The 10,878-nt window shown below is 67.0% G+C and carries 13 protein-coding genes; 7 read left to right on the forward strand and 6 right to left on the reverse strand.

Features of this window, described 5'->3' with window-relative positions; genetic code table 11:
- Positions 1-48 precede the first annotated feature (48 nt).
- Together greA and ACRDP3_RS22500 are read right to left on the reverse strand one after the other, a co-directional pair.
- The gene (greA, locus tag ACRDP3_RS22495; RefSeq protein WP_431518809.1) at positions 49-546 is read right to left on the reverse strand and encodes a transcription elongation factor GreA; all 498 of its coding nucleotides are present in this window, start codon (positions 544-546) and stop codon (positions 49-51) included.
- Between the two features lie 168 nt (positions 547-714).
- Positions 715-1,152, reverse strand: a complete 438-nt coding sequence (locus ACRDP3_RS22500) for a DUF4307 domain-containing protein (protein WP_431518810.1) — start codon at positions 1,150-1,152, stop codon at positions 715-717.
- Positions 1,153-1,262: 110 nt separating this feature from the next.
- On the opposite strand from ACRDP3_RS22500, the gene mca reads away from it, so the two are divergent.
- The 3 genes from mca (at position 1,263) to msrA (ACRDP3_RS22515) (ending at position 3,130) form a co-directional block, all read left to right on the forward strand.
- Entirely contained in the window at positions 1,263-2,138 is an 876-nt protein-coding gene (gene mca / locus ACRDP3_RS22505) for a mycothiol conjugate amidase Mca (protein WP_431518811.1), read from the forward strand.
- A 12-nt stretch (positions 2,139-2,150) separates the two neighbouring features.
- Positions 2,151-2,375, forward strand: a complete 225-nt coding sequence (locus ACRDP3_RS22510) for a hypothetical protein (protein ID WP_431518812.1) — start codon at positions 2,151-2,153, stop codon at positions 2,373-2,375.
- A 77-nt stretch (positions 2,376-2,452) separates the two neighbouring features.
- The gene (gene msrA / locus ACRDP3_RS22515; protein WP_431518813.1) at positions 2,453-3,130 is read left to right on the forward strand and encodes a peptide-methionine (S)-S-oxide reductase MsrA; all 678 of its coding nucleotides are present in this window, start codon (positions 2,453-2,455) and stop codon (positions 3,128-3,130) included.
- Between the two features lie 108 nt (positions 3,131-3,238).
- On the opposite strand, the gene ACRDP3_RS22520 is transcribed toward msrA (ACRDP3_RS22515), so the two are convergent.
- Positions 3,239-4,804: a recombinase family protein gene (locus ACRDP3_RS22520; RefSeq protein WP_431518814.1), complete on the reverse strand. Its 1,566-nt coding sequence runs from the start codon at positions 4,802-4,804 to the stop codon at positions 3,239-3,241.
- A 259-nt stretch (positions 4,805-5,063) separates the two neighbouring features.
- Between ACRDP3_RS22520 and ACRDP3_RS22525 the strand changes: the two genes are divergently transcribed.
- Positions 5,064-5,474, forward strand: coding sequence for a hypothetical protein (locus tag ACRDP3_RS22525; protein WP_431518815.1), 411 nt, complete (start codon positions 5,064-5,066; stop codon positions 5,472-5,474).
- Between the two features lie 155 nt (positions 5,475-5,629).
- On the opposite strand, the gene ACRDP3_RS22530 is transcribed toward ACRDP3_RS22525, so the two are convergent.
- The 3 genes from ACRDP3_RS22530 to ACRDP3_RS22540 form a co-directional block, all read right to left on the reverse strand.
- Positions 5,630-7,072, reverse strand: coding sequence for a DUF4041 domain-containing protein (locus tag ACRDP3_RS22530; RefSeq protein ID WP_431518816.1), 1,443 nt, complete (start codon positions 7,070-7,072; stop codon positions 5,630-5,632).
- A gap of 431 nt (positions 7,073-7,503) precedes the next feature.
- Entirely contained in the window at positions 7,504-7,800 is a 297-nt protein-coding gene (locus ACRDP3_RS22535; RefSeq protein ID WP_431518817.1) for a hypothetical protein, read from the reverse strand.
- Positions 7,752-8,225, reverse strand: coding sequence for a methyltransferase family protein (locus tag ACRDP3_RS22540; RefSeq protein ID WP_431518818.1), 474 nt, complete (start codon positions 8,223-8,225; stop codon positions 7,752-7,754). Before ACRDP3_RS22540 ends, ACRDP3_RS22535 begins: the two co-directional genes overlap by 49 nt.
- A gap of 471 nt (positions 8,226-8,696) precedes the next feature.
- Here ACRDP3_RS22540 and ACRDP3_RS22545 point away from each other — a divergent pair, with 471 nt between their 5' ends.
- From ACRDP3_RS22545 to ACRDP3_RS22555, 3 genes are all read left to right on the forward strand, one after another.
- Complete coding sequence (locus ACRDP3_RS22545) at positions 8,697-9,521, forward strand: alpha/beta fold hydrolase (RefSeq protein ID WP_431518819.1); 825 nt, start codon at positions 8,697-8,699, stop codon at positions 9,519-9,521.
- Positions 9,522-9,700: 179 nt separating this feature from the next.
- The gene (gene msrA / locus ACRDP3_RS22550) at positions 9,701-10,390 is read left to right on the forward strand and encodes a peptide-methionine (S)-S-oxide reductase MsrA (protein WP_431518820.1); all 690 of its coding nucleotides are present in this window, start codon (positions 9,701-9,703) and stop codon (positions 10,388-10,390) included.
- Positions 10,390-10,878 (forward strand): hypothetical protein (locus tag ACRDP3_RS22555; RefSeq protein ID WP_431518821.1); only part of this gene is annotated, 489 nt, incomplete at its 3' end. The genes msrA (ACRDP3_RS22550) and ACRDP3_RS22555, both read left to right, overlap by 1 nt.

Raw genomic sequence — 10,878 nt, forward strand, 5'->3', positions numbered from 1 at the left:
ACCGGTGACCGGTCGCGGCCCCTCGGGCGCGTCAGGAGCGAGCCCCGCTCAGCCCTGGTAGGGCTTGGCCTCAAGAATCTTGACCGAGGCGAGCTTGCCGTTCGGCAGCTCGTAATCGGCTTCCGCGCCGACCTTCTTGCCGTTCACGCCGCTGCCCAGCGGCGACTGCGGGGAGTAGGTCTCGATGTCCGAGCTGGCGTACTCGCGCGACGCGAGAAGGAAGGTCACGGTGTCGGACTCGTCGCCGTCGAAGGCGATCGTCACGACCATGCCGGGGGCCACCACACCGGTGTCCGCGGGCGCCTCGCCGACCTTCGCGGCCTCCAGCAGCTGCTGGAGCTGGCGCACGCGCAGCTCCTGCTTGCCCTGCTCCTCCTTGGCCGCGTGGTACCCGCCGTTCTCGCGGAGGTCACCCTCCTCGCGAGCTGCCTCGATCTTCTTGGAGATCTCGGTGCGTGCAGGACCCGACAGGTACTCCAGCTCGGCCTTGAGCTGGTCGTACGCCTCCTGGGTGAGCCAGGTGACGTTGTCGCTGGTCTGGGTCACAGGTGCTCCTCGTCGGTACTGGGAAACTGGAACAAATAAAACATCGCCCTGCCCATGAGGCTGCGCCTACAGGGTGGAGCGGAAACTACGAGCCTAACAATTCCGGCGGAAAAGGGAAGAAGGTTCGACGCTCAGTGCGGCCTCAGTGACCCTCGGGCGATCTTCGGTTCAGCGCTCCCGCGCCGCGCATCCGACCAGCTCCGCGCTCGTCGCACGGCCGGTCGTCCGGACGGTGACCACCGTGTCCACCTGGTTCCCGCCGATGCCGCCGCCCTCGACCGTGACGTCCTTGCGTCCCACCTCGGCGCTGCTCTCCGAGAGCGCGCGCAACGTGCAGACACCCTCCGCGTCCGCGTCCTTACGGACCTCCAGGTGCACCTCCACCGCACGGTCCGAGACGACCTTGAACTTGATCATCTCACCGCTCAGCTGCTGCCCGGAGACGTAGCCGACCCCGATCCAGCCGATGCCCGCCAGCGCCAGCACGCCCAGCACTCCGCCGGTGATCTTCAGCCGGCGGTCGGTGCGCGCGTCCCGGTCACCGCCACCCGTCGGCCGCCCGTACCGCCCCTCGGGCAGCGGAGCCGAAGCTCGCACGTCAGCCATGGCCGGGTCCTGTCTGTCGCGTCTCATGTGGAGGGGCCGAGGAATACATCGGGGTTCGATTCGGTCACTATAGGAGTCGCCGTCCGTGCCGAGTGAACGAGGACCGAGTCTTGACTGACCAGCTGCGACTGATGGCCGTACACGCACACCCCGACGACGAGTCGAGCAAGGGCGCGGCCACCATGGCCAAGTACGTGTCCGAGGGGGTGGACGTGCTGGTCGCGACCTGCACCGGGGGCGAGCGCGGCTCCATCCTCAACCCCAAGCTCCAGGGCGACGCGTACATCGAGGCGAACATCCACGAGGTGCGCAAGAAGGAGATGGACGAGGCCAGGGAGATCCTCGGCGTGAAGCAGGCGTGGCTCGGCTTCGTCGACTCCGGCCTGCCCGAGGGCGACCCGCTGCCGCCGCTGCCGGAGGACTGCTTCGCCCTCCAGGACATCGACGTGGCCGCGTTCGCACTGGTGCGCCTGATCCGCGAGTTCAAGCCGCACGTCATCACCACGTACGACGAGAACGGCGGCTACCCGCACCCCGACCACATCATGACCCACACCGTCTCGATGGCGGCCTTCGATGCGGCCGGCGACCCGGAGAAGTACGCGGAGGCCGGTCCGCCCTGGCAGCCGCAGAAGATCTACTACAACCAGGGCTTCAACCGCCCGCGCACCGAGGCGCTGCACAACGGGCTGCTGGAGCGCGGCCTGGATTCCCCGTACGGGGAGTGGCTGGAGCGCTGGAAGACGATGGGAAAGGGCCGCGACCGTGACATCACCACGTACGTGCCCTGCGGCGACTTCTTCGAGATCCGCGACAAGGCTCTGATCGCGCACGCCACGCAGATCGACCCCGACGGCGGCTGGTTCCGCGTCCCGATCGAGATCCAGCGGGAGATCTGGCCGACGGAGGAGTACGAGCTGGCGAAGTCCCTCGTGGACACCTCCCTCCCCGAGGACGACCTGTTCGCGGGCATCCGCGACAATTAAGGGATGACCCCGATGAGCCCGACGCAGACGGCCGTGGCCCAGCTCCTTCCCCTCGCGAAGGAGCTGGACGAGAACAAGGTGACCCCCGGTGTCCTCGGCTTCCTCGTCTTCGCCGCGCTCGCCGGCGCGGTGTGGATGCTGATGAAGTCGATGAACCGGCACATGAAGAAGGTCGACTTCGAGGAGCGCCCGCCGGGCCCGGACGGGACACCTCCCAAGTCCGGCTCCGAGGTCTGACCAGTCTGACCAGCACACACGGTACGTATCCAGCACGCACGCGGAACGCACGCAGAACGCAGGACGGGAGCGCAGCCATGCTGTTCGGCAGCCACAAGAACCACCTCCCCACCCCGGACGAGGCCCTGCCGGGCCGCCCCGAACGGGAGTTCACCGTCCCCGAGCGCCACACGGTCCTCGGCAACCCCCTGCTGGGCCCGTACCCCGAGGGGCTTGAGGTGGCGGACTTCGCGATGGGCTGCTTCTGGGGCGCCGAGCGGATCTTCTGGCGCACGGACGGCGTCTGGACGACTCTCGTCGGCTACCAGGGCGGCCACACGCCGAACCCGAGCTACGAAGAGGTCTGCTCTGGCCGTACGGGACACACCGAGGCGGTCCGCGTCGTCTTCGACCCGGCGAAGATCTCCTACGGCAGTCTGCTGAAGCTCTTCTGGGAGTCCCACGACCCCACCCAGGGCTTCCGCCAGGGCAACGACACCGGCACCCAGTACCGCTCGGCGATCCACACCTCCTCCCCCGCCCAGCAGTCCGCGGCGGAGTCCTCCCGCGACGCGTACCAGAAGGTCCTCACCTCGGCCGGCCACGCCGCCATCACCACGGAGATCCTCCCCGCGACCGACCGCCCCTTCTACCCGGCCGAGGGCTACCACCAGCAGTACCTCGACCGCAACATTAATGGCTACTGTGGCATTGGCGGCACGGGCGTGGCCTGCCCGGTCGGTGTCGTACCAGCGCCAGACGGTACGGCGAAGTAGGGCGCCCAGAAGCCTGTCTGCGTCCCGCGCATGCACGCGCGCTGCGCGGACAGGCCATCAGGTCAATCGCAAGCGGATCGAGAGGAATTGCGAACGCGGCTTCCCCCGTCAGTCCCGCCACTTCGGGACCAGCAGGTCAGGGTTGAACGGGCGGCGACCTCCGCCCCCCACCGGCAGCACGATCACCGCGTGCAGCGCTTCCCTGATCAGAGCGCGCTTCTGCCCCAGGCCCAGTAGGCCCGAGGTCCAGCGCTCGCGCACGTCGCCGGTAATCTCGGCAGCCCGCTGCTGGCTCAGGGCGTGGCGAGTCCTGTCCGCACGGAGTTCCTTGACGCGCGCTTCCACCTTCTGGTTCTCGGGGAAGAACAGCTCATCCGAGATCTGGTCTTCCTGCCATGCGTGGAGCAGGTTGCGCTGCATAACCATCAGTCGCTCCAGCTCTTGCTCCCCTCCCCACTTCTCGTCGGTGCGCGTCGCCTTGGCCGCCCTCTCTTCCAGCTTTGCAAGTACGGCCTCCGTGATGAACCCGTCGATCTTGGCGCCATTGCGTCCTGTGCCCCCGCATCCGCCCATTTCCCTGCTGGGGCACTGGTAGAGGTAGCCCCCGGTGAGGCCCACCCGTGCGGACGCCCGAAGGGGCGAGTTGCAGATCTGCCCGTCCTCGCGCGGCTTTCCGCATCGGAGGATTCCCGTCAGCAGGTATGACGGCGTGCGATAGTCCGTGACCAACCCGTCAGCCTTGACGTTGGGACCGACACGGGCCGAGAAGGTGGCGTCGATCGCCATCCATTCCTTCGACGTGATGACGGGCTCCCAGAGGCCCACAACGGGCACGCCGTTGGCGTCGCGTACCAACTCGCCGTTGTGCTTCCGCCAGCCGCACAGCCGCGGATTCCACAACGCAAGTTTGAGCGAGCGGCTCGCCCAGTCCTTGTCGTTGATCGTACGGACGCCAGCCTCCTGCCACTCGCGGAGGATCGAATGCAGGGACTTGCCCGCGATTACCTCCCGGGCGCCCTTCGCCAGCCACGCCGCCTCTCCGGGCTCCAGCGTGAGCTTGTCCTCCTGCCAGCCGAACGGGCGTTTTCCGCCCACCGGGATGCCCAGTTCAGCACGGGCACGGTGTGAGCGGCGGGCACGCCGCTGCATCTTGCGCACCTCCATCCTGGAAATGACGACACCGAAGAGACCCATGGACTCGACGTCCTCGCTGTAGAGGTTCTTCGACCCTTTGGCATCGGCGTAGAGCCGTCCTTCCTCGTACGTGAGCGCGTCCACGAACCGCTCGTAGTCGCCCGCTCGGCGAGTGAGACGGTCGTCCGCGACCACGATCACGCCGAGCACGGGCTGTTCGTCCGGCAGGCGGCCCGACTTGAGCGCCTTGACCATGGCCTCGAAGTCCGGACGCACCACCGTCGCCTTTGCCGCCGACAGGTCGTTGTCGGTGTAGTGGTGCACGATCGTCCAGCCGAGACGGGCCGCCGTCTCCCCGTTAACCTTGTGCTGATCCTCGACGCCATGGCCGTCCCTGGCCGTGTCAGCGGAGATACGGGCGTACGAGACAACCGGGATCACTGGTGCCGCTTCGCTCACTTCCCACCCCTTACGAAGAGTCACTAATATTCTACGCAGAGAGAAGTGGTGTTCCAGCAGTACCTGGACAAGGCGATGCACTGCGGCATCGGCGTGCCCTACCCCGGAGAGTCGCCCCGGCGGACGGCTGATCCGACGGACCCCTTCTGATCTGCTCTCAGGCGCGGCCGCTCGGTACGGTCGGTGCGTACCTGTCGTACTCCGTCGCCTGCCTCCGCGGTGTTCGGCGGCGACTCCGCCCGGCCGGGATCACGCCGGTGGAATGACCGCAACCCGCGAGAACCGGCCATATCATCGCAACGAGGAGTAACCGTCTGCTCCTGAGTGCATGCACAGAGGCATGGGAAAAGCGAAGAACGGGAAGCTCGGCGGTCTCGGCCGTTGGTGGGGGGTACTCACGTTCGCGCTGCTCATCGCAGCCTGGGTCAACTCCGTAGCCGGTCCAGCAATTGTCCTCACGCTCTCCGTCGCCACGCTGGTCTGGTGCGCCTTGCAAGCGCCCGTCTCCTGCAAGGCGCCCATACCTGGTCGTGATGAGGGTTGCCGGAACAACGCAAAAGGACTGCTGCTGGGGTGCCGACAGGTACGCTGGCACACGTACGACAATCTCCGGCTCCTGATCTATCGGCGCCAGATGCGGAAATTCTGCTCCGGTTTCTTCTCCGACACTCCACACACGGTCGTCACGCTGGCAGGGATCGGAAGCTTCCTCTCCGGCCTCGTTGCCTTCGTCCCGGGCCTTGCGGTCTGAGCTGTCCGGGTCGAAGGTTCGCTCCGGACAGCTGATTTCCGCCCATGTCTGGCATGCAGCCCCGGATCGGCACTTTCACCATGGATGGATACGGGCAGCATGAAACTGCGAGCCGATGCACTGCAGACTTCGGCGCGCCAGGTGACGTGTCGGAGTCACGGACTTGCCGTACTTGCTCTCCATTCCGGTGCTTCCGAGTCCTCTCTGAACTCAAGCAAGTGCTGTCCTGCGAACCGCTCCAGAGCCTTGCGCACCTCCGTCGGACGCACGTAGAAGAACTCACGGCGCAGGTTAACGCGGTTGACGCGGCGGTCCTCGAACTCTTGGTGAAGTGTGCGTTCAAGTCCGACCGCATCCTCGCTGAAGATCAGAGCATGGACGTCGAAGCGGAACGGTACGGAGGCGTCACCGAGCTCGTTGACCCTGTCCATGGGCTCCAGACGCCTGGTCAGCCCGATTTTAACCATGCGTTCACCGAATGCACCGACGTTGGAGATGACGTAGACGTAGCCGGCGCGGATGTTGGCCTCTCGGGCGTCCACCGCGGCCAGCGAGGCTTCGATCTCGGCAAGCTTGTCCCGCAACTCTGCTGCTCCAGCGGAGTTGTTGGAGCTGGAGGCGCGCAACCGCTCCAGCGCTGCCTGATAATGCTGCCGCTCCTTGTCCAGGCGGCTCCGCTCACGCTCCAGTTCGCGCTGAAGCCGTTCCTCCTCTCGTTGCCGCTCCCGCAACTCACGTCGCCGCTCCTTCTCCTCCTCCTGCTTCGCCAGATAGTCCGCGGTCAGCTCCAGCTCGCGAACTCGTAGTCGGTGGTACTCGTCCGCAATGCGGATGTGCATCGTGGCGCCAAGGCGAGCGACGGTCTGTCGGGACTTCTCCAGCCGGTCAACCATGGAGGTCAGACGGTGCGGGCGCATGGTTCGAACGGCGTTGTCGGCTTCGGCGTTGTAGGCGCGCAGCATCAACTTGGAGAAGTCTCGCACCATCTTCCGCCCGTCGGCCAAAGACCCGTTGACGTGCCAGTCGGTGGCGGCGAGCACCGCGCCGTTCCCCCGGGCCAGTGCCTTGACGCGATCCTTCAATGCGTTCAGCTCGGACTTGTACGCAACCGCATCCTCCAGCGGATGCCGGTACTCGTAGATGCCGGCTTCCTGGAGCATCGCCGCGTCTTCCGTATGCACGACCTGCCTGCGAAGTTGGTCCAGACGCTGCTGGATCCCTGCTGTCTCAGCCTCGATGTCCGCAGCTCGCCGTACCAAGTCGTCGTAGGTTCGCCGCTCATCGCTGAGTGCTTCATGCAGCTGATCAGACGCCCGATCGATCTTGACGAGTAGGAGATCGTCGGCTTCCTGATAAGCAGTGCGCAGTCGCTCGGTGTCGACGACGAGGTCTGCGGCCTCTTCGCCCTGGATGCTTGCCAGTTGCTGATACAGCGCAGCCTTCTCAGCCGTTTGCCGGGCGTAATCGGCATGCAAGCGTTGCAGCTCGCCTGTCAGCCGCTCGACGCCTGCCTCCGCCTGCTTACGCCTCCGCCCGAAAACGCCAAAACCGTTGTCGGACCTTCCCGACCCCTGTGGCGATCCGCCGTAGGTGGGCAAGGGGGACGAGGGCGTAGGAACGGTCGGGGGATGACCAGACGCAGTGTCAAATGGCACCCATAACTGCCACCCAGCAGGCGGATCCGGCCAGGAAGGATCCGGCTGCCAGTCGGCAGGAGGTTCCCAGCCTTGCGGAGGCTGAGGCCAGGACGGAGGTGGATTGAACCGGTATGACAATGAAGCTCCTACAAGGATGACTTACAGGCTTTCTCGTACCAGTTCCAGACATGTGAGAGCTAGCAATGGTTGCAGAGTGTTGGGATCCGTGACTCCTGCCTTACACAACGGCGGCACCGAAGGCGTCAACCCCCGCCCCGGGCGGCGGCGCGCCCTCGGACGCACCGCGGAGGGCGACCGCAGTCAACGGGCGGGCATCAGATCAGACGGGCGCGCATTGGCGGTGCGCCGCAGCACCAGGCTGATCACGATCGTCACCGCCATCGAGGCCGCCCCGGCCAGGCGGCGACGGCGTACCCGGGCTCAGCGGGGAAGGCCGCGCCCGAGCCGGTATGGGCGGCGAGCACCAGACCGCCGAGCACGCTGCCGACGGAGAAGCCCATACTGCGGACGACCTGGTTGAAGCTCATCGCGCTGGAGGTCTCTTCCGGCGGGGTGGCGGCGAGGATCGCGGCCGGCATAGCGGCGGAGAAGGCGCCGACGCCCAGTCCGAGCAGCCCCATCACGACGAACGCCAGCCACAACTGGCCGCGGACCAGCGCGAACACCACCAGCGCCGCCAGCACTCCGTGGGCGTCCGAAACTCGGGTGTCTGAACTCCTAAGGCGTGCCAGGGGCGGAATCGGGGGAGCCAGCGGCGGACGTGGTGCTTGTACGTCACGTAGTCCTGGCCGAAGCGGCGTTCCAGGCCGCGTTCCTCCAAGAGCGGGATGTAGGTCTGGTTGATGGCGAAGAAGCCCACGAGCCACACGAGCAGGACCGTTGATCGGAACAGGAGCGTTTCGCCGGGGAGGATGAACAGGACGCCGCTGATCATCGGGTTGCGCACGTGCAGGTAGGGGCCGCGAACGACCAGCTTCTTCGGGGCGTCCCACGGGGCCAGGGTGCCGTCGCCGACGCGATCGAAGAGCGCGATCGTCCAGACGAGCAGGGTCAGTCCGATCGTCATGGAGACGGCACCGAGGGTGCCGAACACGGCCCGCCCCGGAGTCGAGGGCGGCCAGGCCCGGGGCCCATCGACAGCAGGATCGGTACAAGGATCGCGACGGTCACCGGAGCCACCAGGACCGCAAGGGCGTGTCTGAGTATCCGCATAAATTCATCGTATGCTGAATTCATTGCGGCGCATGAGCCCAACGCTGGAACTGCCGGCTTTACGCGTCGCAGCGTGCCGGTTCACGAGCAGTCGCGGGCGCGGGTCATGGCGACGAGTGGTTGCTGCTGGTGGGATCGCGCCGGAGCGGGGGGCGTTGACCGGCCAGGCTGAACCCGACTGCCGCCCGCCCACGCCGAGCCCGCATGCGCCGCCCCCTCGCCCCGTCGAAGGCGCGGCACGTGACCGCCCACCATTGACTTCCCATGGAGTCCGGGAGCACCTTCGAACGGGATGATCGCGACGGGCGGATCTCTCACCCGGCAACAACCTGATCCTCACAAGGAGTCACTGATGGCGACGCTCCAGGTCAACGGCGCGACGGTTGCCTACACAGACACGGGAGCTCCCACGGACAGGCCGGACGCCCCCACCGTCGTGTTCGGCCACGGGTTGCTGTTCAGCGGCTGGATGTTCCACCCGCAGATCGAGGCCCTGCGGCGGCGTTACCGCTGCGTCACCCTGGACTGGCGGGGGCAGGGCGACACACCGGCCACCCCCTCCGGCTACGACATGGACACCCTCGCGGGAGATGCCGTGGCGCTCATCGAGAAACTCGGCCTCGCCCCCGTCCACTTCGTGGGTCTGTCGATGGGCGGCTTCGTCGGACAGCGTCTCGCAGCCCGCCGTGGCGAACTGCTGCGCTCGCTGTCCCTGCTGGATACCAGCGCCGATGAGGAGGACCCCGCTGAGGCCAGGCGGTACCGGCTCCTGGCTTCCGTCTACCGGCTCGTCGGCATCACCCCGGTACGGAGGAAGGTGCTGCCCTTGATGTTCGGTGCGGCTTTCCTGTCCTCTCCGGCGAGCGAACCGGTTATCGCCGAGTGGACTCGGCGCCTGCGGCGTTGCGATCGCGCGGGGATCCGCAAGGCGGTGCTGGGCGTCGCGGACCGTGCACCCGTCCGGGAGGAACTCAGGCACATAGCGCTGCCCACGCTGGTCGTCGTCGGCGCGGCCGACATCGCCACTCCGCCGGCCAGGGCTGAACGGATCGCGGCCGGCATCGACGGGGCACGCCTGGAAGTGGTGCCCGACGCCGGACACACCAGCACACTCGAGCGACCAGTCATCATCAGTTCGCTGCTGGAGGACTTCCTCGCCTCGGTCGATGAGCGCTGACCGACGAGAACGGAGAACCAGGCTGAACGTGTTCGCCGACCGCATCCCACCCGCGAACCGGGCTCGTGGCCCGGCGGCTGTCGCGGCTCAAGCCCTTGCCGTGCCCATTGCACGCTTCCGGACCGATCGGGAGTATGGCCACCGACGCACCCGTACGGTCGCGACCGAGGACGGAAGCCATGCTGAACGCCTTCACCGACCGCCTTCCCACCCGCGCAGAAGCCTCGCCGGGCCGCACGGAGCCGATGTTCTCCGTACCGGAGACCCACGCCGTGCTCGGCAACAGTCTGCTGGGCCCCTACCCGGAGGGCCTTGAGTTGGCGGACTTCGCGCTGGGCTGCTTCTGGGGCGCCGAGCGCCGGTTCTGGCGGACGCCCGGCGTATGGACCACCCTGGTCGGTTTCCAGGGCGGTCTCACCCCGCACCCCATCTCCGAAGAGGTCGCCGACGGCGGAACCGGCCACGCCGAGACGGTACGCGTGGCCTTCGACCCGTCGGAGGTCTCCTACGGCACGCTGCTCAAGCTCTTCTGGGAGTCCCACGACCCCACCCAGGGCTTCCGCCAGGGCAACGACATCGGCACCCACTGCCGCTCGCTGGTCTTCCACCACTCCCCCGCCCAGCAGACCGCGGCGGAGGAGACCCGCGACGCCTACCAGAAGGTCCTCAGCGAGGCACGCTACGGCGGCATCACCACGGAGATCCACCCGGCCGAGGCCTTCCCTTTCTACCCGGCCGAGGCCCGGCACCAGCAGTACTTGGCCAGGAACCCGGCCGGCTACTGCGGCTTGGGAGGCACGGGCGTCGAGCTGAGTAACCGGTCCGGCCCCGGCTCCCGCCCGACGGGCAACGCGCCTGCCGGCGGCTGATGCGCACGACTGCGTATCGAGTGCTGGGCCCCGCCTGGGGAATAGCCATCGACCTCACGGCAGAGTCGACGCCGGCGATGAAGCCTCCGCCAGACTCTGAGCGGATCACCGGCCGGCTCTGGCTGGACACCACACCGGTCCTCAATCACCCGCACGCCGACCGCTCGGGGCTGCGCCTCGCGTTGGATGAAGCCAGCTGGCTGCGGCAAGGACTGTGCTCAGTGGCAGAGGCAGTCGAGGCCGCCCTGCGTTCCGGGCACCACACCGTGGTCACCGTCCACCGCGTGCTGTTCTCCGAAGCCGACTTCCAACCGGAGGGTCTGGCCGGCGCAGTCATCGCGTGGGCCCAAGAAGAGTTCGGCATCCCCGCCCCTCCGGTCAACGTAACCTTCGATCACCGGTCGAACCGGTTCATCTACAGGTGGCACGAGAACCAGTCCGGAGAGAACGGAACGAACGTACGCACGCCACGCCCCAGTCGGGACCTT

The sequence above is a fragment of the Streptomyces sp. genome (genome assembly GCF_050698815.1).
Taxonomy (GTDB): Bacteria; Actinomycetota; Actinomycetes; order Streptomycetales; family Streptomycetaceae; genus Streptomyces.

Coding starts and splice junctions, on each gene's coding strand:
- ACRDP3_RS22500 (WP_431518810.1), bottom strand. CDS start 1,152: ATGGCTGACGTGCGAGCTTCGGCTCCGCTGCCCGAGGGGCGGTACGGG.
- ACRDP3_RS22510 (WP_431518812.1), top strand. CDS start 2,151: ATGAGCCCGACGCAGACGGCCGTGGCCCAGCTCCTTCCCCTCGCGAAG.
- msrA (WP_431518813.1), top strand. CDS start 2,453: ATGCTGTTCGGCAGCCACAAGAACCACCTCCCCACCCCGGACGAGGCC.
- ACRDP3_RS22525 (WP_431518815.1), top strand. CDS start 5,064: ATGGGAAAAGCGAAGAACGGGAAGCTCGGCGGTCTCGGCCGTTGGTGG.
- ACRDP3_RS22545 (WP_431518819.1), top strand. CDS start 8,697: ATGGCGACGCTCCAGGTCAACGGCGCGACGGTTGCCTACACAGACACG.
- msrA (WP_431518820.1), top strand. CDS start 9,701: ATGCTGAACGCCTTCACCGACCGCCTTCCCACCCGCGCAGAAGCCTCG.